This is a genomic window from Lewinella sp., assembly GCF_050633125.1.
Taxonomy (GTDB): domain Bacteria; phylum Bacteroidota; class Bacteroidia; order Chitinophagales; family Saprospiraceae; genus Lewinella.
In genome coordinates this window covers 63,685-86,536 of record NZ_JBOEFX010000020.1, presented here as the reverse complement: position 1 = coordinate 86,536, position 22,852 = coordinate 63,685, and the positions used below count along the sequence as shown (strand labels likewise).

At 45.3% G+C, this 22,852-nt stretch carries 17 protein-coding genes and 1 pseudogene; 4 read left to right on the top strand and 14 right to left on the bottom strand.

The window, feature by feature from the left end:
- Positions 1-86 precede the first annotated feature (86 nt).
- Both ACRBG0_RS05255 and ACRBG0_RS05250 read right to left on the bottom strand, forming a co-directional pair.
- Positions 87-1,322 carry an MFS transporter gene (locus ACRBG0_RS05255; protein WP_431485850.1) on the bottom strand — a complete coding sequence of 412 codons (1,236 nt, stop codon included), beginning with the start codon at positions 1,320-1,322 and terminating at the stop codon, positions 87-89.
- Positions 1,323-1,377: 55 nt separating this feature from the next.
- A complete protein-coding gene (locus tag ACRBG0_RS05250) occupies positions 1,378-2,676 on the bottom strand; it encodes a hypothetical protein (RefSeq protein ID WP_431485849.1) in 1,299 nt (432 codons plus the stop codon).
- 250 nt (positions 2,677-2,926) lie between these two features.
- On the opposite strand from ACRBG0_RS05250, the pseudogene ACRBG0_RS05245 reads away from it, so the two are divergent.
- Positions 2,927-3,193: pseudogene (locus ACRBG0_RS05245) on the top strand (DUF6992 family protein); the annotation flags it as partial.
- Positions 3,194-3,294: 101 nt separating this feature from the next.
- Positions 3,295-4,224, top strand: coding sequence for a formylglycine-generating enzyme family protein (locus tag ACRBG0_RS05240; protein ID WP_431485848.1), 930 nt, complete (start codon positions 3,295-3,297; stop codon positions 4,222-4,224).
- Between the two features lie 80 nt (positions 4,225-4,304).
- Here ACRBG0_RS05240 and ACRBG0_RS05235 read toward each other — a convergent pair whose 3' ends face one another.
- The 11 genes from ACRBG0_RS05235 to ACRBG0_RS05185 all read right to left on the bottom strand — a co-directional run bounded on the left by ACRBG0_RS05235 (position 4,305) and on the right by ACRBG0_RS05185 (position 19,477).
- Positions 4,305-4,895 carry a CAP domain-containing protein gene (locus tag ACRBG0_RS05235; RefSeq protein ID WP_431485847.1) on the bottom strand — a complete coding sequence of 197 codons (591 nt, stop codon included), beginning with the start codon at positions 4,893-4,895 and terminating at the stop codon, positions 4,305-4,307.
- Between the two features lie 325 nt (positions 4,896-5,220).
- A complete protein-coding gene (locus tag ACRBG0_RS05230) occupies positions 5,221-6,207 on the bottom strand; it encodes a T9SS type A sorting domain-containing protein (protein WP_431485846.1) in 987 nt (328 codons plus the stop codon).
- Between the two features lie 74 nt (positions 6,208-6,281).
- Positions 6,282-8,519: a chondroitinase-B domain-containing protein gene (locus ACRBG0_RS05225; protein ID WP_431485845.1), complete on the bottom strand. Its 2,238-nt coding sequence runs from the start codon at positions 8,517-8,519 to the stop codon at positions 6,282-6,284.
- 480 nt (positions 8,520-8,999) lie between these two features.
- Positions 9,000-10,043 (bottom strand): VOC family protein, encoded by a 1,044-nt coding sequence (locus ACRBG0_RS05220; protein ID WP_431485844.1) that lies wholly within the window; start codon positions 10,041-10,043, stop codon positions 9,000-9,002.
- A 91-nt stretch (positions 10,044-10,134) separates the two neighbouring features.
- Entirely contained in the window at positions 10,135-10,824 is a 690-nt protein-coding gene (locus ACRBG0_RS05215) for a TIGR04283 family arsenosugar biosynthesis glycosyltransferase (protein ID WP_431485843.1), read from the bottom strand.
- 25 nt (positions 10,825-10,849) lie between these two features.
- Positions 10,850-12,064 (bottom strand): tetratricopeptide repeat protein, encoded by a 1,215-nt coding sequence (locus tag ACRBG0_RS05210; RefSeq protein WP_431485842.1) that lies wholly within the window; start codon positions 12,062-12,064, stop codon positions 10,850-10,852.
- Positions 12,065-12,482: 418 nt separating this feature from the next.
- Entirely contained in the window at positions 12,483-14,549 is a 2,067-nt protein-coding gene (locus ACRBG0_RS05205) for a DUF4331 family protein (RefSeq protein WP_431485841.1), read from the bottom strand.
- A gap of 62 nt (positions 14,550-14,611) precedes the next feature.
- Positions 14,612-16,288, bottom strand: a complete 1,677-nt coding sequence (locus tag ACRBG0_RS05200) for a DUF4331 domain-containing protein (protein ID WP_431485885.1) — start codon at positions 16,286-16,288, stop codon at positions 14,612-14,614.
- 450 nt (positions 16,289-16,738) lie between these two features.
- Positions 16,739-18,076: a tetratricopeptide repeat protein gene (locus ACRBG0_RS05195; RefSeq protein WP_431485840.1), complete on the bottom strand. Its 1,338-nt coding sequence runs from the start codon at positions 18,074-18,076 to the stop codon at positions 16,739-16,741.
- 144 nt (positions 18,077-18,220) lie between these two features.
- Positions 18,221-18,766 carry a DUF4331 family protein gene (locus ACRBG0_RS05190; protein ID WP_020534684.1) on the bottom strand — a complete coding sequence of 182 codons (546 nt, stop codon included), beginning with the start codon at positions 18,764-18,766 and terminating at the stop codon, positions 18,221-18,223.
- A gap of 54 nt (positions 18,767-18,820) precedes the next feature.
- Positions 18,821-19,477: a DUF4331 family protein gene (locus ACRBG0_RS05185; RefSeq protein WP_431485884.1), complete on the bottom strand. Its 657-nt coding sequence runs from the start codon at positions 19,475-19,477 to the stop codon at positions 18,821-18,823.
- 23 nt (positions 19,478-19,500) lie between these two features.
- Between ACRBG0_RS05185 and ACRBG0_RS05180 the strand changes: the two genes are divergently transcribed.
- Positions 19,501-19,710: a hypothetical protein gene (locus ACRBG0_RS05180; RefSeq protein WP_431485839.1), complete on the top strand. Its 210-nt coding sequence runs from the start codon at positions 19,501-19,503 to the stop codon at positions 19,708-19,710.
- A 449-nt stretch (positions 19,711-20,159) separates the two neighbouring features.
- Here the strand turns inward: ACRBG0_RS05180 and ACRBG0_RS05175 are convergent, their stop codons facing one another.
- The gene (locus ACRBG0_RS05175; RefSeq protein WP_431485838.1) at positions 20,160-20,456 is read right to left on the bottom strand and encodes a DUF3817 domain-containing protein; all 297 of its coding nucleotides are present in this window, start codon (positions 20,454-20,456) and stop codon (positions 20,160-20,162) included.
- A 596-nt stretch (positions 20,457-21,052) separates the two neighbouring features.
- Between ACRBG0_RS05175 and ACRBG0_RS05170 the strand changes: the two genes are divergently transcribed.
- On the top strand, positions 21,053-22,711 hold the full coding sequence (locus tag ACRBG0_RS05170; RefSeq protein ID WP_431485837.1) for a solute:sodium symporter family transporter: 1,659 nt from the start codon (positions 21,053-21,055) through the stop codon (positions 22,709-22,711).
- Positions 22,712-22,852: the final 141 nt, after the last annotated feature.

The following is a 22,852-nucleotide window of genomic DNA, read 5'->3' as shown; positions in this document are numbered from 1 at the left end:
ATTGGACCACCTAAGTTTTTTTCTAAACTAGCATGAGGTACTATAAAAGGTGTATCCGCATAGGTTCCACCTCCGAACAGGAGTATTCAAAGTCTAATTTTTGATTTTCTTGATGGGCGGCGGATATACCGGTCTATAAAAAAGATACCTATAGCTGAGATGGTTGCCAGTGCGCCGGCCAGGTACCAAAGGGAAGAAAAGCCAAAGGCCGAAGCCCAACGCAAGCCCAAGGTAGGTGCAATAATGAAGGCGACAGCCCAGCCAATGCTTTGCAAGCCCATGTACTGGCCTCGCCGACTCCGTGGAGCGACCTCTGCGGTGTAGGTACTTGCAAAGGGCATACTCAACATTTCTCCGATGGTGATCAACACCATGAAACCTACCGCAAAGACCGGCAGCCACGCAGCCCCTTGCAACAAGAGGAAAGCGACTGCCAGGAACAAGTAACCTACGGTAATGATGCCGAGGGATCTAAAATGCTGGCCGGCTTTGTGCACCAAAGGCATTTCCATAAAAACAATCATCAAGCCATTGAGGGTAACCAGCATGCCAATTTCGGCCTCGCTATAACACAGCTCCTGCTGCAAATAAACAGGCAGGCTGCTGAAGAACTGCATAAAGGCCACAGCCCCTACCATGAGGAAAAATACGAATACCAGAAACGGAATATTGCGGTAAGCCGATTCTGCTAACACTTCATTTTCATCGGGCTCTTCTTCTCCTTTTTCGAGACGACCAGGAGGGAGTAACAAGCGAAAAGCCAAGGCTGCGAACAGGCAAGAAAAACCGTTGACAATAAACAACCACTGGTACCCCAAGCCCGCAATGAGCAAGCCACCAAGAACAGGCCCCATCGAAAAACCGAGGTTAACAGCTAAGCGGAGAAGGCCGTAGGCGCGGGCACGGTTTTTGGGATTGCTATAAAAAGCAAGGGCCGCCTGGTTGGCAGGACGAAAAGCGTCCATGACCGTGCTGAGGACAAATATACCGATACTCATCCCCCAGAAAGTGGTTTGCTGGCCCAGCACCCAGAACAAAAAGCCACTGCCAACCAGGGTCCATTGCTGTACCCGGTAAAAACCAAATTTATCGGTGATCCAGCCGCCAACGTAGGATCCTAATACGGAACCAATGCCAAAACTGCTCATGATCAGACCCGCATCCTCGAAGGTGAAACCCCGCTTGGAGGTTAGGTAAATCGTAAGGAAGGGAATAACCATAGCCCCTGCCCTATTGATAAGCAGCACCAGCGACAGGTACCAGACTTCGGGTCGTAAACCCTCGAAAGATTCCCTGTATAAATTGATCGTACGGTGCAGCATGAGTAGATAGTTTCCACAGAAAACCCTGCTGCCTCATGGATAGTTCCGGAAAGTCTTAAAAAATAGCGTAGCGGGTACTGAAGTTGACCGAAGGGCGGACGGTATGAAAGTCGAAAAAATCCTGGTCATTAAACTGCCCGGCAAGCCCTACGTTTAGGACAAAGCTCCAATTATAGGTTACAAAATAGTCCCAGGACAAATTAGAAATAAAAGAAAGACGGTTTTCTTTAAAGCCGTCTTGTACACCGTTCGGAATATTCGTGCCGAGTTGTCCGACAACTTGATTGGTCCAGCTTAGCGTAGTCCGAGAGATAGGCAACCACACCAGGCGATGACTTAAACTGGCGCCCCCTCCGTACCGCTCTACTGAGTCAAAAGGAAAATTGTTCTCTTCAAGATCAGTTTGGTAATAAGCAGATAACTCTGCCGTCCAGATACTAGAGGCGTTGTCTCCGATGATCTTGCCCGAAGTGTAGTTGACGTAAGGCCGACCACTGACGGTAAACTCGTCTCCTGCGAACGGCTTTGATTCGTAATGATAAGCCCCTTCTGCATCTACTCCGAATTGCCAGCGTTTGCCGCGTGGCAGGCTTGCCCGGTTGGCGAATGCCCAATTGTCATTGAGTACTGCGAAGAGCATAAATTCATTGTCAATGGCAATGTTTTCTTCCGTAAACAACTGCTGTAGCTGCTGTAATTCGTAGATACGACGCCGACGGAAATCGAAGGTCCGATTGCCGATGATAGAGGTTATTCGCTGTGCCAGTAATTCTCTCTGCTCGGGAGTGGTCGCGCCGATGACCTGCTGTTCCAGTAAATCGTCCATCATCCAATTGGCCAGCAGGGCGTCTTCGGCAAATTCAATCCGACCGGTTCCGAAAAACAGCCCAGGGTTGAGTGAAATATCCGTGAAGCGGTCAGATTCGAGCGCAAAATCATCTCGATCCTGGGCATTCATGAACAAACCACCCCGAAAACCCCAGAATTTTTTCTCGGTGGTGTAATTGTATTGCTCGATGCTGGCATATAAGCTGGCGCCTTTTCGTGAAATATCTACTCGGTCATGATCTTTAAACTCCTGGCGAAAAAACTGAGCCTGGCCAGAAATACTAATATTACGAATGCGATTATCGAGGCTGGACTGTTCCCGCCAATCGATGGATAAGCTACCACCACCACCGTGGTTGACAAAATCATCCCAATCACTGAATGTTCCGGAATAATTTAGGCTAGGATTGATTTCTAAAAAGGGCCGACGCTCGTAACGGGCTTGGTATTGGCTGATGTCGTAAGACTGAGCTTGGAGCAAGAGCGCACCAAAAACAAAAAAGAATGTAAACATTAATGATTTCATGAGTCGCGTGTTTTGATTAAGTGTTTAAGAGAGCCAAGGGACGGCACCTCCGTTATATGGTTAAGTATTTGAGAGCGCCAAAAGAAGGATGCTTCCGTACTCGGCAACGCTGTCAAAACTAGGTTATAGCTCTTGCTTCAGCTTATGTTTTACAGCACCCTTAACGCAATTTTAACACAAATCAATTGCTACCCTGAACAATTCAGGGCATTTAAGATTTCAGTAATAAAATCGAAAAAGTAAAAACACCACAGACAATCCAGAACGACTTAAGGGTTTTGGCCGCAGCATTGTCTTACAAGGAGGTTTCCTTTTTGCCTTTGATTTGGCAACCTACCTTGTACATGCCAAACACAACAAGAAGATTCCTAAGTTACTGGAAGGCTTGAGCTTTATAGGGGATAGTGTTGGATTACATCTGACGTTTCAATGTGTTTTTTGTTCCTTTTTTTCACAGTTAAATTTTCGGCTTACTTTAGCAAAATGCAAAAAAACACACCACTACTTCACTCGATAATTCAAGGGGGGGGCTTTTTACTTATTAGCATTTTGTTCCTTTCGAATTGCCAGCAGGAAGCCACTTCTCAAGCAACTCCCCCTAGTTCACTACCAGAGGATATGGTTCTTATCCCAGCGGGAGAATTTATGATGGGAGGAAAGTCTGCCCAAGCCGATCCTGATGAGCTACCACGAAGAGTAGTAAAAGTTGATGCGTTCTGGATCGATGCTACAGAAGTGACCAATAAAGAATTTTCCAAATTTGTTGCAGCTACCAACTACAAGACTGTAGCGGAAAGAGACATTGATTGGGATGAAATGGTCAAAAACCTTCCTCCTGGCACCCAAAAACCTGATGATGCAATGCTAGCCGCAGGTTCACTGGTTTTTCGCCCCACAGAAGGGCCTGTAAACTTACAATACGCAGCACAATGGTGGCAATGGACAATAGGTGCCGATTGGCAACATCCAGAAGGCCCTGAAAGCAACATTATTGACAGAATGGATTATCCTGTCGTACATATTGCCTGGGAAGATGCCGCGGCTTACGCCGAGTGGGCGGGCAAACGCCTACCTACCGAAGCAGAATGGGAATGGGCAGCAATGGGAGGGCTCGAAGACCCAAAGTACCCTTGGGGCAATACGCCTATCGAAGAGGCAACCAGCGTTGCCAATTTTTGGCAAGGTGCTTTCCCTTATGACAATACAGAGGCGGATGGTTTTTTTGGTGCTGCACCCGTAAAATCATTCCCAACCAATGGTTATGGCCTTTATGAAATGGCCGGCAATGTATGGGAGTGGACCAGTGACAAATACCACTATCAAGCTTACCAAATCGGAAAAACCAAAGAGCTTAATAAAAATCCTTCTGGCCCTGATCAATCCTTTGACCCTCAGGAACCGAACATGCCCAAACGAAGTATGCGAGGAGGGTCTTTTCTTTGCAACGAGAGTTATTGTAGTGGGTACCGAGTAGCACGGCGTATGAAATCCAGTGAGGATTCTGGTTTTAATCACACTGGATTCCGTTGTGTTAAAGATATAGAGTAATGTGAGGTTTAGCTAGCGCTGCTACTTCGTGGTGCCTTTGTGTATTCCTTAAAGATAATATTTATACAAGGTCATCACCACTAACGCGGACGCGCAAAAACCTGCGTCCAGTAATTGTCTTTACGGGCAGCACCCATTTCTGTAAAATTAGCGCCCATGAGGTTGCGGCAATGGCCGGGGCTGTTGATCCAAGCTTGCAAGACTGCGCTGGAGGAGATAAAGCCACTAGCGATATTTTCGCCGTATTGTTGCCAATCGTAACCAACAGTTTCGAGACGTGTTCCGGCATTACTACCATCAGAGCCGGTATGATTGAGCTGTCCTTCCCGGGCCATGTCAACACTATGGTTGGTCGCCGCCGCCGCCAATTGACTGTTCCACTGCAGTGGGCCTACAGCGGGCATATTTTGGTTACCGCAGCGACAGCCTTCCGCTCGTAACGCGTTGACATCATCCAGCATTTGCTGAAAAGCCGTTGGCGCATCATTACTCACTTCTATTCCGACGGGAGAAGGTTCATCAATGAAAATCTCATCGGGTTGACAAGCGGTAAAGAATAACATTGCCAGAAGTAAGAGAGGAAATAAGCGGAGGTTATAGGCATTTACCGATTGCTTCAGCATAAAAGGAAAGATTTGGTCAGAAGAACATTCCGAACTAAATCGTTTCATAAGCTCAGCTTAGTATAAACAGCTGTTTTTTTTCATAGTATTAACGTTATGTTTTCTCTTCCAAAACAGGTCTTATCCCTTCAGATGATGTATAGGTATTCCAATAGCATTACACAGAAGGCAAGCAAGCAAATTACACCTACTCAAAATGGTTTATGTTATTCTTTTTCATTAAAAATCTTCATTGCAAGATTTTTAATGACACAACTGGACTTCCGACCTTGGCCGAGAGTCCAGTTGTAACAATTTCCTGACAACTTTCTGCTTAGTCACTTACGCTTTTCGCTGTAGCTTAATCACAGAAATTGCCGAACAAGCTCTAAAACTATCGCTGAATAGCAATTCGTTTAGTGACACTACCCTCTTCAAAATTCAATTTCAACAAGTACATTCCCGTTGGTAATTGGGAAACATCCATGCTGTTATTGGTCATCTGAAGGGAGTTTATTCTTTTCCCGACAAGGTCATACAGCTCTGTCGTAAATGTGCCTTCTATCTCTGAAACTACATTAATCACCGTATTAGCCGGGTTAGGATAAATACTTACCGCTGACGCTTGCAAGAGGTTGTCTGTAGAAGATACAAAGTCATTTTGAAGGCCAGGTGTGCCTACCTGATCCCCGGCAACATCATAAGTATAAGTAGAGAATGACCAATTAGAAGCCAGGTCATTCGCTGTGGAATTCATTACCGCAGGATCAACATTTAGCATAAACGAAACCTTTGAAGAACCTCCAGCCGCAGGAATTCCGATGGCCTCTGTATTGTCCATGCAACTACCAGAATCCATGTTACCAATGTATTCGCCATAGCCGTAATCATAGCGCACTTCATCCACCAGTGAACCATCTGCCTTGGCGATGATCACACCATCAGGGCAAGAGGTATCACCGTCATCAGCATAACTGCTCTCGTTGTTGAAGCTCGGCTTTTTGTAATCGTAGAAGTAATCGAATTCCACGCCACCTTGTGCTTCCGGGATGTTAAAACCAGAAAAAACAGCGTAGCTATGAGGCGCTAACGTGAAGCTGCCGATGGTTGTAACGTTCGAGGAGCTAGAAGCATCTGTCAGTGTCCAACCATCCATTACTACAGGCTGATCGGTCGTATTGTAAACTTCAAACCACTCGGTGTGCCCTTCATTTGGTGAGGTATCTGCACCAGCTGGGTTGTTGGGCAGTGCTGCAGCCAATTGTTCATCGGTAGGCTTTAGTGGGCGATTGTGGTATTCGGTGATAATCACTTCGCCTGTTCCCTGCCCAAAGGCACTTATAGAAAACAAGAGCATTAGGTAGATAAAATTGATTCTCATAAAGAAAATTTTAATTGGTTTATAGTTCAAAACTCAATCCAAACAAGTTCTTGCAAAGGTTTTCAGTTTCATGTTTAGTAGAGGAGATTCAGTTTCAAATTTTCCTCTGTCCTTATCTCTCCCGAATTCGTGATCGTATTATCGGTATGGGTATTGTTTTTAGCTCCCCACAAGAGTGCTACCAATTTTACCTGATTGTTCAAGAATGTATTCCCGGTAATAGCGACATTGATGATGCCATAGGTATTGAGTAAAACGCCGTTGGGCTCCTTGGCTCCACAGTTGGTAAACTCACTGTTGGCCACTACCAGATTGCCACCTACAGTAGATTCATCATAGCCACCACGGTAGTAGTCAAGGACATTCTGGTCAATTCCCTCAAACCGGCAGTTGTCGATCCGGATATTTTCAGCATTGTACTCTCCTTTATCTTCCGTTTCTTCCGACAACTCTATGCCATTGTTGCAATTTTTCAGCGTCGTATTTGTGAAGGTAATGTATTGTGAGAAGGAATACTTGTAAGCTTTCAGCACGTAATCGAACCCGCTGATCTCACAGTTATCAACGCTTAGATTATACAAGCTAGACATGTTTTCCTTCAGCGATGCAAAGGCATATTGTTCTCCCTTGCCGTTCAAGATGACATTATCCAGCGTCAATTGTCCTTTGGGGTTCATTTCAAATGCAGGTGTAGCTGCTGGGCCTGAATACACGATAGTTGCTCTGTTGTCCGCATCTTTGGATTTGATTTGGATGGCTTTATTAATGACGATTGGCTCCGTGATTTCGTAAGTACCCGGAGCGAGTTCAATAATGTCACCAGCTTCGGCAGCAGCTAACTTCTCCGATAAGTCATTGGTAGAAGGCGTGACCGCGTGGATAACACTTTCCCGAGGAGTGCCTCCCTGCGTGTACCAATCGGGGCCATACTGGCTCTTATCTAAAACATCTGGCACCTGGGCAGTAGTGCTACTAACAGCTCCCACTGCGTTTTTATCAGCTCTTGAGGTTCCAAATAAGTCTTTCGCTATCGTTTCGAATTCAAAGCCGGAGAATAGTTCTACTTCGGATAATTCTGCTGCTGGAGCGAAAACAAAGTCGCCCAATTTCGTTACCTCAAAAGGCTTGCTTTCCAGTCCGTCTACGCTTTCAAAGTCACCGCCTTGGTTATTGATCACGTTACTTTGGAAATTAATTCCATCCAATTCATCGTGCGCTACCACAGGTTGACCGTCAGCAGTTTCGTTATAAATAAGGTTGTTGGCAACGGTGGTTCTTATTGGTCGTTCTGACCGTATTTCAGACGCGGGTAATACGTCTTTTTGATCTACATTAGACCCTACCCCAAACTGTAAAGGAGAGCTACAGTTAATCCATGAATTATACGCAACCACCACATCGGTTACTTGTATGTACCGGTTTAGTGGAGATTTCGGAATACCGTTCATCACCGCCAATGGGCTTCTGAAAGCCTGTCCTTTGAGCTGATAGAAATAGTTATTCGTAACCCAATGTCCAGTGCCTATGAGGCGGACACCGCCAATATTTTCTGAATTTTCATCACCGATGAAGTAATTTCCATCTACCAAGCAGTAGTTACCGTGCCGAGTCACTAATGACCCTTCACTCTTATAGAAAACGTTATTTCTAAATTCATTGAAATTGGACTTGCTCGAAATAATCTCTACCTCACCATCGCAGCGATCAAAAAGGTTGTTCGCTACTAAGGTATAGCTTGGCGACATAGAAGTGTAGCTATTGCCAATCTGAATCGTCTCGGCACTAGGGCCACCCTTAGGAGGTCTGGGACCAAAATGGTTATCCGTGATTTGATGGTAATTACTGATGCTTTCAATCCCATCAAGGTCGACTCTAATGGTCGGCCCACGATTTGATTTACCGGCTAGGTAGCAATGATCCAATTGATTGTGCCGGCCACGAAACCTCACCCAAAGGTCGGTCTTGTTTCTTTGAAGCTGATTGAAATCTTCGATAACACAATTCGTTACCCGACAATTGAATGCAAAATTTTCTTTATCTGTTTGAAACTCAATCACCGCTGAAGAAGGACTGTACCCATTCTTGAAATGTAAGCCTTCTACCACCAAAAATTCTCCTGCCAGTTTTAAGTCTGACTCCCCTTCTATAGTTACTTCGCCAGGTGTCTCTGCACGCAGCGTGATGGGGCGATCGGAAGTACCCATACCGGTGAATCTGATTTGCACATTTTCCCAGTTGCCGTTGGCCATTACGATCACATCCCCTGGCTGGGCGTTAGCAATGGCCTCCTCGAGTTCAAGGCTATTGTTCACCTTTGAAGAATTTCCCTCCGAATTGGATGCCTCGCATCCCCAAAAACAGGTGGCTATTGCCAAAAGAATAAATGTGTATTTCACTTTAAGCTTTTTTGTTTTCTTTCTATCTTAATTGTTTTCCCATTTCTCTATCTGCCTTGAGCTTTTTTTGTTTCACAAAACCTAGTTTGTGATTGCATTTTAGATAGAAAAATTGGTCAACCATTTAATTGGTCAACCAATATACTGTCATTTTTCCACAATCCAAATAAATTTAAAGTCTTTCTTTTACAAAGTGCTACCGAGAAATAGCAGAGCGGTACCGAATTGCTTCGACACCGCTCTACAAGTGGTCTGATTTTCTAAATTTGTTTACTGGCTGGTTGGGTTACAACACCAGCATAAACCGGAGTTATCTGTCCTTATTTGGTGGAGGAAAAGTCTATGATTACTAAACGGATGAATACCTTCCTACACAAAAAAAACAAAACTCGCCTTCTAAAACTTCACGCGTTTGAGGCGCAAAGCTTTAATAAGCCAACGTGGAAGTGGGCGATGCGGGTCTCGCTTTTGGAGATCAATACTGAGGTTAAGTGATTTGAGCAAGGGAACCTTTTGGGCTTCTACGAATTCGATGAGGGTGCCATCATCGTCTTCCAGATACCCCCAGCGGCCGTTGGTATCCCCCATTTCAAAAGTTTCTTCGCTTTTTACCTGGAAGGGATAACCTTTCTCGGCACATTCGTCGATCAAAGCACCAATGTGCTTGGTATCAAAGCAAACGTGAATGTAGCCCAGATCACCCCAATAGCGATTTTCAAAAATCTTGACAGGCTCACGCTCCAGGCATTGGATCAAGGTGAGTTCGCTACTTCCTATCCACTGGCTAAAGCCTCCTTGTGGCACCTTGGGCATCCCGAGTTGTACTTTACGAAAGTAGTGTTCCTCGCCGGGTTTGCCGATAATAACATCTTCAATAACTTGTTCGTAACCGAGAATATCTGAATACAAACGCAGTGAGCGATCAATATCTGTAACGCCAATGGCTACGCCGCAAATTCCGCCCAGTGGGCCATCGGATTTGCTAAACCAATCATCGGCAGCTTTGATTTCGATGAGGTTACCGTAGGGGTCCTGAATCATAAAGCTATCCTTTGCCAGGCTAGCTGAAAGATCTTCTCGAAAGGGCACCTCCGCTTGCTCCATTCTAGAACGAGCAGCGGCCAGATCGTGGGACTTGACGGTAATATAGTTGATGCCCAGATCTCCTAATTGAACAGGTGCAGGAGGGCCAGTGGGCGTACGATCTTCGTATTGCCAAATTTCGTAACCACTGCCGCCATTGGCCTGCATAGCTAACAATGCTCGTTTCTGGTGAGGTTTTCCTCCCATATACCGAGCCATGTGGGTTGCTACTTTTTTATCATCAAAGACCAGTAAATCTGCTTTCAGTACTTGACCGTACCAGCGAAATGCTTCTTCTGCATCATGCACTCCGATCCCTACCTGCTGGATCCCGTAAATAATTTTCTCTTTGCCCATGAGGGATGCTTAATATTTCGACAGAAATGCCAATAGCATAAGATATTCTGTCACTTAGTATTGATGTTGCCAATAACCAAGTGGTCATTCCTCAATCCGTTTGAAGTAGCTTGCGATAAGTCTGACAAAGCCGGTCGGAAGAAACACCACAATGAAAAAGCAAAAATACCCAAAGATTTACCAAATTCACCCGCATCCACGAATTATTGTCATATTTCCGTGCAGAGACAAGAGCGTTTTTAGGGATCAGGCAATGCTTTAAACCTGCTCGTCTAGCTCTTTTCACAAGGTCAAAATCTTCCATCAGGCGAAGCTCATCATGGAATCCACCTAATTGCTCAAATGCTGTCCGGCGGATAAAAAGGGTTTGATCTCCCCCACCGGCAAACAGGCCATCATAGCGGGTAAAAAAGCTATTAAACTTCAGTAACAGCTTCTCGGATTCAAATTGGTAGCTAAAATACCCTAGGTCGTTACCACGCTTCAGGGCTTGCTCTATATCGGCCATAAAGCTGGCAGGCGGCAGTGTGTCCGCATGAACAAAATAGAGAATATCAGCCGTAGTTTGCTCAGCGGCATAGTTCATCTGTGGGGCTCGACCTGCTCTTGGGCAGTTCAGTATTTCAGCACCTGTAGTAAGCGCCAATCCAGCAGTATTATCTGTTGTACTAGGTGAATTGGCGACGAGAATCTGCGCCTGTGTATACTGGCGTAGATGATGAATGAGGCGCTCAATCTGAGCAGCCTCATTATAAGTTGGAATAATTATAGTAATATTCATAAACTAGATAGTCCCTGTTACACTGCTAATCTGCCAAAGCTAAAAGCTCTGGATGTTTCGAATTCGTAACACCAGCTTTTACTAAATGTTGGTCTGCCAACTCCTTGTTACCCATACTGCTATAAATTCTGGCCAGCAAACGGTTAACATCGATATTTTCAGGCCGGCGTTCGTATTCTTGGCTGGCGTAAACTAAGGCTTGTTCAGGACTTTCATATAATTCAAGATAAATAAAAGCATACTCCATGTCCATTCGGTGACCACTATTCACATCATCTTGTAGCATTACCTGGATTTCGGTAAGCGCAGCTTCAAGCTTTTCCTGGTCACCTTGTTGCTTATAAATGCTTGCAAGGTCTGTGTAAAAGCCTACTTCTGGAATAATTGCGGCGGCAGCCAACAATTCTGTCTCAGCAGCAGCCAGGTCACCCTCTTCCGTTTTCAGTGTAGCTAATTTGGCCATTGCAAAAGGGTAATCTTCCCGTTCAGCGAGGGCCAATGTATATTGTTCTTTGGCTTTAGCAGGATAACCATAGGTTTCATAAAGTTCACCCAGTGTAAGTCGCGCCCAGCAGGTGGCTTCCTGTCCCGGAAAACCCGCCGATACGGCCATCTTCATAGCTTCGATAGCACCATCAACATCGCCGTGTATTTCACGAAGATAGGATACCCGAGAATACGAGCGCAGATCTGGCCGAATGCTCACCATCTTATCTGCCATGGCTACTGCTTGGGTGTAATTACCTAACTCTACATTGGCATCAACAAGTGCTCCGTAAATTTGGGCGTTGTAGGGATTGAGTTTTACGGCTGTTTCTGCCGTGGCAAGCGCATTGGTAAAGTCATGTTGAGACAATTCTACCGAAGCTCGCGTAGAAAGCATCTGGAAACGTAAGTCAGCACTCACCAGTGGTTGTGTTAAACCTCTTTTGATAACTTCCAACGCTCCAGGATAGTAATGGCCATGTTCTCCGGTAATGCGGGCTTCATTGATGAAAATTTGGGAGAGCTTCAGGTAAGCTTCTGCATCCTGAGGGTCTTTGCGCAATGCTTGCTGCTGGGTTACATAGAGGCGCTGAATCTGATCCCATTCTGTTCCCTGTCTCAAATCTGCGTGTCGATCAAGGAGTTTGGGCAGGTCTATATCTTGGGTAGAGGAGGCTTGCTGTGAGTTGGTCTCATTTTGACAAGACCATGTAAATAAGGCTAAAAGAAGAAGTGTTATTAGATTGAATTTCATGACGTCCTATTATTGCGCAAAAAATAAATAGAGCCTTCTCTGAGGTTTTTTCATTAGTTGGTACGCTTGAAATGAAGCGCTAAACCAACTATTGTAAAAACGAAGACTCATTTATTTTTGTGCTGTTTTTGTTTTTTTTAAAAAAATAAAAATGCTGACTCTTCGGGAGCGACCCTGGTGAAGAGTCAGCGTGACTATTGTCCAAAAAACAATTTATAACCCGTTACAAAGTGATTCAGGGCCTTCTCACTTGTCATCTCCAGCCCTAACTGCGTTGCAAAGCCTCGCCGAAGCTTAGGCTTCGCCTACATTTTGCGCCTTGTCAGAACAGAAGATGACGGCGTGACAAAACCCCCAATCACTTTGTGCCGGGTATAGTGCCCTGTCTTTTTACCAACAGGATACTAGACCGAGTCTTTTATCTGGATTTAACCATTTTAATGACTTGCAATACTTCACCGCGTTCGTTGGCTACCCGTAGGTAGTACAAGCCCGCAGGGTAGGCACTTGCATCCCATTCGCGCTGGTAGATACCTTCGGAGGCACCATCACTCCAACGTTCGATAGTATGACCGGAAACATCCATCACATCCATAGTCAGCTGGCTTGGTGTCGCCAAGTCCAACTGGATAGTGGTGTTTGTACGGAATGGATTTGGATAATTACCCGCTTGGCGCACTACCGTAGGTTGGAGGTCCAACTGTGGGGTCTGGCTCAGGGGAGCAATACTCAATTGCATGGTGTTGTCTGCTACTTCACCTGCACAAGGATCATCACCCGCAAAGGGTAAAGCCAGGTAAGGGAAGCTCTTATTGAATGGCTTATCATTCGCTTCTACACCAGTAGTATAAGTCAGTACACCCAAGAGGTCATCTGTTACCGGGCTGGCGCTTTCACCAGGGATATAATCATCGTACCATAGTCCTACAGCAGCCAATACAACTCCTGATACAGCTTGTAATTCGATGCGTGTAACATCATCCTGCAAGCGGCGTCCGTTAGGAAAACCATCCATATTAGGAATAAACTGTAGGTCGGCATTACTTGCGTAGGTAGGGTCGGTGAGTCCTAGAACGGCAGCTTGCACCAAGCCCAGTGAGCTAAAGTTTGGATCATCACGAGGGGTAGCAGGCACGGCCATGTTTAGACGTAGCATATCACCACCTGTTGGTAAAAAGTTATTGATAAAAGGCTTACCTGCCGCTAGTGGGTTCCCATCCTTGCCAGTAGCCAATTGGTACGGCGGAAAGTTAGGCACACCTGTATGGAAAATGGGCCAAAGGTCTACCGAACGTGGCTTGCCAGGGCCAGGCAACAAGAGGGTACCAAAGATGGCATCATCAAGGGCAGTACCTGCAACGGCATCACTACCTTTCAGCGGGAAGAGTCCATCTTGTCCGTTACCAAAATCAAAGGCTCCTAAAGAATTCCGTTGAATACGTAGTGGTGCAAAACCAGGTACAGCACCGCCAAATAGGTCATCGTCCATGTACAAGGCCAATTCAGGGTTGTAGAAATACTGATCCAACAGGGTATCCTGCAATTCCTGGTAAGGCGTGATGCTGTTCCAGTAATCTTTCATTCCTACAGGAATCACAGCCTCGTTGGTCAGTGGCATACCCAGGCGAGAAACCTGCACCCATTCACCGCTGTGCTCCTCACCACCAGGGGTAAGTGTGCGGATAGAACGACGGCTGGCTGATGCCCAAACGCCTATCACATAGTTAGGGTCAAGAATGCTGGTAGGACCAGAAGTACCTCGTGGCACGAGGTAGCGAATAGGAATTTCCATCACAATGGCACTCGTATTCATACAAGCCAGTCCGTCCAGCGCTTGGCCATTCTGACGTGGTGCATCACCAAGGTCAAAAATACCTGCCAAGTCTACAAAGAAAGGATCATCCATTGGGCCAGCAAAAACACGCTCACCAGTGATCGCATTCCGGCGAGCCAATTTCACCTGACGCTCATAAGTAGAGTTCATACCTACGGCTGACTCGATAGAACGCGCACCAATATTTGGTGGAGGAACCGGGCCGCCACGCAAGATGGTCACAAATGATGCTCCGCCATTACGGCTACGTTCCAGGTTGTAGCGGGTACGTAGGTTTTGTTGCCCTAAGCGAATATTGAAAAACGTGCTTGGGTCTTCATTTTCCTTGTAAAAGGTAAAGCGATAGATGATATCGTCACCAGTAGTACTAGGATCGTTATCGATGTGTATTTCGTAGCGAATATTTTCGCCAAACTGGTAGTAATTGGGGCCACCCTGAGGCAGCTGCATTGGTACGTAAGTAGCCACAAAAACAATGCTATTGCGGTTGGCAGGGCTACGGAAGGCGTACAAATCGACGTTGTCCGCTAGTGGATCGTCGGCAATCATTGGCGCTTCGCGATGTGACGAAGCCTGCAAGCTGGAGCTACTACCCCACACTAAGAGTAGGCAGAACACCCAGGCCAACTGAGTAAATTTATTGAGAAACATAATTATTATTTTATAATTAGCAGTCTTCCAAGGAAGACTATAGTTATTGTAATTGTTGGTATTTACTCGACCTCTGTTCCGGCCCAAGGGGCAGCGATATAAGGGAAAGTATTACTAAACGGCTTATCGTTCTGCTCAACGCCAGTGCTGTAGGTCAGTACATCTACCAAGTCTTGGGTTACCGGATTGGCACCACCAGCAGTGTAATCGTCATACCATAGGCCAATGGCTGCTAGTACGATACCGCTCACGGCTTGCAATTCGATACGTGTAACATCATCCTGCAAGCGGCGTCCGTTAGGGAAGCCATCCATGTTGGGGATAAACTCAAGATCGGCAGTGCCAGCGTAAGTAGGATCGGTCAATCCAAGAACAGCTGCTTGTACTAATCCTAGTGAACTAAAAGCAGGATCGTCACGGTCGGTAACCGGTACAGCCATATTCAGGCGCAACATGTCTCCACCATTAGGCAAGAAATTATTGATAAAAGGCTTGCCCGCTGCAAGTGGATTACCATTTTTTCCGGTAGCCAATTGGTAAGGAGGAAAGTTAGGTGCTCCCGTATGGAAGATGGGCCAAAGATCTACCGAACGTGGCAAGCCAGGGCCAGGCAACAAGAGCGTGCCAAAGATGGCATCATCCAGCGCGGTACCAGCTACAGCATCACTGCCTTTGAGTGCGTACAGGCCATCTTGGCCATTACCAAAATCAAAACCTTGTAGGGAGTTACGCTGAATGCGTAAAGCAGAAAAAGCAGGTACAGCACCACCAAACTGGTCATCGTTCATATAGAGCGACAGTTCAGGATTATAGAAAAATCCGTCTAGAGCAGTATCAGTAAGTTCGTCGTAAGGGGTAAGGCCATTCCAGTAATCTTTCATTCCGATAGGAATTACGACTTCGTTGGTAAGCGGCATTCCGAGGCGAGAAACCTGAATCCAATCGCCAGAGGTCTCAGAAGTACCATCGAAATTGAGGGTACGCACCGCCTGGCGGCTGGCTGATGCCCAAACACCGATCACATAATCGCCGTCCAGAATGTTAGCAGGTGTAGCCGCAGCACCAGCTTTTAGCAAAAAGCTGATCGGAATTTTCAGTGCTAAGGTGTGAACATTGTAACGTGCCAATCCATCGCGGTTTTCACCATTCTGCCGAGGAGAATTACCCAAGTCGAAAATGCCACCTAAATCCACATAAAAAGGATCATCAACAGGGCCGGCAAAAACCGTTTCGCCCGTGCTACTATCCGTGATAGCGTCTTGCATTAACTGAGCGTAGGTGGTATTCAAACCTACACCACTTTCAATACTACGCGGGCCGATGTAGTTGGGCGGTACGACACCGTTAGAAACGATGGTTTCGAAAGAATCACCTCCGTCCATACTACGCTCAAGCGTGTAAGTCGTTTTGAGGTTTTGTGCGCCTAGGCGGATATTGAAGAAAGTAGTAGGATCTTCGTTGGTCCGCTGAAAAGTAAAGCGGTAAACAATTTCATCACCAGGAATAGACGCGTCGTTATCAATATGAATTTCATAACGAATATTCTCTCCAAAAGTGTAGTAATTGGGGCCACCGTAAGGCAATTCGGCAGGAATGTAATTGGCAATGATCGTGATGGTATTCGGATCATCGGGGCTACGAAAAGCGTAGAGGTCCGTATTGTCCGCCAGTGGGTCATTGGCGATGAGTGGTGCTTCCCGGTGGCTGGAGGCCAAGACCGGTTGTATTCCCCACAGCATCATAATGAGTGCACCTAAAAAAGTGCCTAATTTGGTTCTCATAACATAATTGGTTTAGATTAAAGATTTAGTTTTCTGCTCAAAGAGCTGCCAGCCCTTCATCGTTACAGATGAAGCGATCTAAGGGCTACGACAATATTAACTTGGCACAATCTGACGCCCCTTGCGAGGCTACTCTTCGTTGAAGAACCAGTCACTACGCTTTGGCGTAGCTTCTGAACCTTCGCCTTGATCAGTCTCACAATGACTCATCATCTTATGTCAACTTAATTTCACCCTAGCCCTTTGGGGCTGGCAGATTCGAACTTTGGGAGTTAATAGCGTCCCGGTGTTTCTTGGAAATGTCCGTGGGATAAGACTTGGAAAGTGTTTGTTCAGGCGATATATGATTACTTACGAGAGGGCGGTTGTAAGTGGATGTTTTGGGTTTGTATTTTTTTAAAAAAAATATTAAAACTTGATATCCGCGAAGGCTACCGGGCCGATTTCAAAGGCTGCACCCGCTAGTTCTTTTTTCGTAAACGTTTGTATTTCTTCATTGTAAGGGAAAATTTCCCGCAAGTGCATCATGGCCACTGGCTCGAACGTTTTTTGCCAAACATGCTGCATGGCTACTTCTTGTGCAGCGGTTACGGAGCCGTTGTGGAAATAAGCATAAGCCAATAGGTCATAAGTTTCTGGGGTAGGGCGTTCTCTCACTTCTGCCAGGGCCAAAGCAAGGGCATTTTGCTTTCGGGATTTCTCCAACTCCATTTCACAGATTGAAATTCGGTACATGTGCCCGTATGAAGGAGTAGCTGTCGTCAGACGAAAGGTTTCCTTTTCGTCGGCAGCACAGGCTTTATTGCCTTCATGTATGAAGACCTCTGCAAGCAGTAGGTGTAGATCCGGGCTATCATTATGGCGCATGATCTGGTGTATCATTTCTCGCGCCATGCTGGGGTTATTATCATGAGCGTAGGCCATCCAAGCCAAGCCTTTGTACGCATACCAATTGCCGGGGTCAAGGGCCAGCGTCATCCGGTAATGTTCGTAAGCTTTTTCGACTGCTCCCTGGTGCCCGTAAAAGTCGGCAAGGTTTGAATACAGCCAAATGGCTTGGGTTTTATCGTTTAATGGGTCAAGCGCATCTTTAGCCTCTTCCAGTCGAGCGATCGCAAAAGCAAGGTTTCCTTTATAGTCTTCCCATTTTGCTTTGCGAATGAGGTAGGCAAAGCCACCTTTGGTGTACATTTTTTGTAAAAGTCTTTCCGCATTTTCGTACTGGCCCAGCTCCATCATTACATCGAATAAAAGGTAGGTACTGGCCAGCTGGTTGTCGCTGCGGCTCATGGCTTCTTCCGCCAGGATAAGCGCTTCCTGAAATCGGTGTTGGCTAATGTAATTTCGTGCCAATGCGCGCAAAAAAGTAGTTCTTTGAAGCGTAGCCGCGGCCAAACCATTGGTCAGCAAATCTTCGGCTTCCTTTAGGTCATTAATGGCCGCAAAAGCACTGAATCGAGCTTCGTAAGCACTTGCTAATTGGAGCACGAAAGTAAGTTGTTCGGGGCTGTCCTCTAATTTTGTGGACCAGAATGCAATTTCCTGGTCGTAATAGCTTGTGCGATAAGTAGGCTGGTAAAGGTTATTGATTTCAGTAGCCTGTACCAATGGTGCATCGCTTGAAGAAGAGAAAAAGGATAGTATGCCCTTGAGGCTCAGGGCTAGGAGTAAGGTTAGCATCGTAGGTAACTTGAAGTGGAGGAAAAGGTCTTTCGCTCCTGCTTTGGTAGTCTTAATATTGCGCAAAAAATAAGTTGAGTCATTTTTGTGCGGTTCCTTACCAGGCAGGAGCAAAAGATCAAAAACTGTTTGGGTTAAAACTTAACATTGTGCAGAAAATAAACCNNATTGCGCAGAAAATAAAGTGCGCTTTTGTTTAAGCGCTCTTCCTTACCAAGGGCTTGCCAAGTAAGGGAAGCTATTAGAGAATGCCTTATCGTTGGCATCAACATTATCAGAAGTCAGGCCAGGATTAGCAGAACCATCAGGTCCGCCGAAGATCAGTAACAATTCTACATCGATTACATCATCAGCCAAGGTGCGGCCTGTCAGTACATTGGTACCATCGAAGAAGGTGGTTGGCTTATCTGTTGCTACAGACAATACATCCGTTGCCAGAACAGAAGTGAACGTCGTTGCGTCTAATCCGAGTGCATTAGTGGTATAGCCAGCGTTTAAGGCTAACAGGCGAGACTCAAAAGCGGAAGCAAAAGCTGCTCCCATCGTACTTGGGGTCGTTTCATTGAATTCGTCTTTACGGCTTTCGCCTACGAATACAGTATTGATGGCGGGGCGGCCTTTTTGATCAGCTTGGTCATATACACCGGTAAAGTCAAAGTCGCTGTCCATCATCTCATCATCGTCACAAGAAGAAAAAGCGAATACACAGAGCAACAGCATTGTAAGTGTTGCGAAAAATTTATTGGAAAATGTCATTGTTGTTAATTTTAATAGTCTTGAAAAGGAGGAGATACTTACTAGAAGAGCTTATTAGCGCTTCAGCTTGGTTTCTACCCAAGTGTTCAGTGTGGTAGCACTACCCAATTGAGACTTCGGTACTTCGATTACTACAGATAGTACGTTTGTTCCTGCAAAGGTGTCGGTACCGGGATTGCTAAAACCAGTGGCTGTGCCGCCCAGAATGGCAGAATACGCACCTAGGTCAAAGAAAAATGGGTCATCACGAGGGCCGGCAAACACGGTTACACCGTTATTCGTAGCCGTTTTCGCTGATTCTCCGTAAAGGGTAATCTCTGCTTCTACGCGATTGGCAGCCGACATGATGGAGCTTTCTGTTCCTTTCATAGAAGGAGCTACAGGGCCAAACACAATCATCTTACCGTCGCGGGGAATCGCCTGAATCACCAGGTCTTCAATATTGTCACCATCATTATCGATATTGAACTCGATGAGGGTGTTTTCGTCGAAAGCGGCATCAGCTGTTGCGCCTGGAGACAACAAGCCTTGTACCGTAGCGGCAAAAACAAGGTTGTCATTGTTGTTGGGATTTTGGAAAGCGAAATAATCCGCAATGTCCTGAGCAGAATCGGTCACCTTAGGTGCATCAATATGGTCTGCTGAAAGAAATAAAACGAAACCCACTGCCATAGAGGCCAAGGTGAGCAGGGTGATTTTGAATTTAGTCATCATCTTGATTGAAATCATTTGGTTTGAAAAATAGTGTACGTGCTTTATTGTCGCACATTCACTACTACCTACGAGGCAGGATGACCAGCTGGATGTTTTTGGAGGAAAGTTTTTTAAGAAAGGAAGTAATCCGCTGTTCAGCGCAGGTTGAATCTTGGTGCCCCGTAAGGATTGTATTGGGGCGCAAGGCGGAGCCTGAAGCTCGGCGGACGGAGGAGCAGGCCAAAGGATAGTAACTGCTCTGCTCCATAGGATCGGGTTTGAAACCCGATCCTATGGAGCAGAGCAGTGGATAGCCTGGTGCCGATCCCGCCCCGACTAGAAAAGTCGGGACGGGAGAAGGCATGGCCCCAAAGAAGCACCGTACTGATTGACATTAATGAATGGTTTGAGAGACATGGGTATAGAAGCCCCAAGTGGCGGGCCCTCCCAGTGGCCGGACCGCCAAAACCGCCCCCTGGCCAAACGACCATTACGGGCGTGCGTCTACTTCTGCTGCCAAAGCGGCAACAGCCAAACTATACGCAAGAAAAACCGATGAATGCCCTCAAGACAAACTGAGGGGTGGATACCTATGATTTGCTCAGTGCTTGTCAGTTCACTAAGGTGATAGCAAGGTAAGCAATCTTAATTAAAACACAAAAAGTATTTTAAATTAAAATAAAAAAACAATTAACCATAATTAAATCGCCGGTTCTCTAAACCACTTTGCGTGTGCATAAAAGGTGCCCCCAGGAATAATAGAAGCTAACAGTGCCAGACCTGTTACTTTCCAAGACCACTTGAAAAGATAGGCACACTGCAATACCAATGCTATGTAAAGTAGGAAAAGAAAGCCATGTGCCATGCCTACTACTTTATTGGGACCAGGAGTCTCCATAAAGTATTTTAGTGGCATTGTAAGGGCAAATAAAAGGTAACTGATGCCTTCGGCAATAGCAACAAGGCGAAGACGACCAAGCGGGGTAGATAAGATCATAATTATATTCGAAATCTGTTGTCAATTCGGTATTCTCAGTGTGAACACCTTAGAATTAACATAGTTAGGGCGTTTGCAAAAAAAATAATCCACACAACTTGCTACATTTTATGCTCATCGCTAAAGCACGGAGCATAAAGTCTTTCTTTTTTCACTAACCAGGAGCTTCCATAAAATCAACCCTACCATAATTTTACTGGCCTTTGAAACAGTAAATATGGTCTCAACATTGACTCAACTAGGCACACAAGGTCTGCCTAAAACAATGGATGATATTTCTTTTCTACCTACCTTAGGGCTTGTTTGAGCTAAATAATTTCGCCAATAACAAAAAGAAACGAACAAGATTTCGGACACAGATCCTAATATAGTTTAACGAATGAAAGAGAAACTTCAAAAAACAGCGCTATTTTTGTTTTTCGCTTTCGTATTGGTCAAAATTAACTTTCCTCTTTCATTTCCGCTTTTCCGCTTAAATAAACTCATCCCGACTTTTAGTACGGGGTCGTTTTATTACTTCACTGAAGAGCAGAAGTCGGGAATTAATTATTCGACCGTTACTTAGTAAACTTATAATTGACAAAACTTAATACACAATGCAACTCATAACCTTTTTAGGGTTTACAATTTTGGTTGGGGTAATTGCCTATTACTCGACCCGGAAAACAAACGAATCCTCTGCCGATGGATATTTTCTTGGCGGAAGGAGCCTAACGGCAGTCGTTATTGCGGGCTCTTTGCTATTGACCAATTTATCGACGGAACAAATTATTGGCCTAAACGGACAGGCTTATACCGAAGGCCTTTTGGTAATGGCCTGGGAAACATTGGCCGCTATTGCAATGGTCGTAACTGCCGTTTTCTTACTTCCCCGATATTTGAAAGGTGGCCTTACCACCATTCCGCAGTTCTTGGCCAATCGTTACGACAAAACGACAAAGACCATCGCTTCAGCCTTATTCCTTTCTGGTTATGTGGTGGTTTTGCTACCCATCGTTTTGTATTCTGGGGCCGTAGCCTTCAGTTCGATGTTTGATTTGCCTGATGTTTTAGGCATTTCAAGAATACAATCGATATGGGCCTGCGTTTGGGGCATTGGAATTATTGGTTCTATTTATGCCGTTTTTGGAGGATTGAAAGCGGTTGCCGTCTCAGATACGGTAAATGCGATAGGGCTTTTAATTGGCGGAATTATGATTCCGTTTTTTGGTTTAGCCTATGTTGGTGACGGAAGTATATCTGCTGGCTTTTCAGAAATAATGAGCAGTAATCCAGATAAATTCAATTCTATTGGAGATGTCGCAGCTTCTGTTCCTTTTGCAACAATATTCACCGGAATGATGCTGGTTCAGGTCTTTTATTGGGGTACCAACCAGGCAATTATTCAGCGTGCGCTAGCTGCCAAGAACTTAGAAGAAGGACAGAAGGGTTTGATTTTAGCTAGTTTTATAAAAATTCTAGGGCCACTCATTTTAGTCATTCCTGGCATTATTGCTTTTCATATTTTTGGAGATACCCTGGCAAAACCTGACGAGGCTTACCCTAGATTAGTAAGTGAAGTATTACCGGCTACGCTTGTGGGTTTCTTTGCTGCTGTATTGTTCGGTGCCATTTTGAGTTCATTTAACAGCGCCTTGAATAGCTCTGTCACCCTTTTTGGACTTGATATTTACAAAGAATACTTTAAAAAAGAGGCTACGGAGCAACAGGTCGTAAAAGCGGGAAAAATGTTTGGCGTTTTATTGGCCATCCTAGCCATGTTTATCGCACCACTAATTGACAATGCCCCTGATGGCCTGTTTGGCTATTTGCAAGAAGTGAATGGTTGCTATAGTATCCCGATTCTTACCATCATCATCGTTGGGTATGTAACCAAAAAAGTACCTGCTATTGCAGCAAAAATCGCTATTCTTTCTGGTGTGATTCTGTATTCTATCAGTCAGTTTATTCTCAAGCCTCAATTGGTACAAAAGGCAGTTCAAAGTGCCGAAGCAGCTGGGATAACAGGAAAAGAATTGGCTTATGTGGAAGCTGCAGCCTATCCGCATTTTCTACACGTAATGGCCATTTTATTTGTGCTTAACATCCTGATCATGTTGCTCATTGGTCGTTTTTATCCAAGAACAGAGAACTTCCAATTACAATACACCAACCAGGTTGATATTACACCTTGGAAATACGTTAACCAAGTAGGTATTGCAGTATGTATTATTGTACTGTTTATTTACATCTATTTCTCGCCCTTGATGGCCTAATTGATGACTTGATCTTCAAGTACTTTCAGAAAACAAATCCGTTCTTGCCGAAATGCAGGAACGGATTTGTTGTTTGAGTGACATATAATTGCCATATTAATTTCTTTTCTTCACAAAGAACCTAACTTGATTACGACTTTT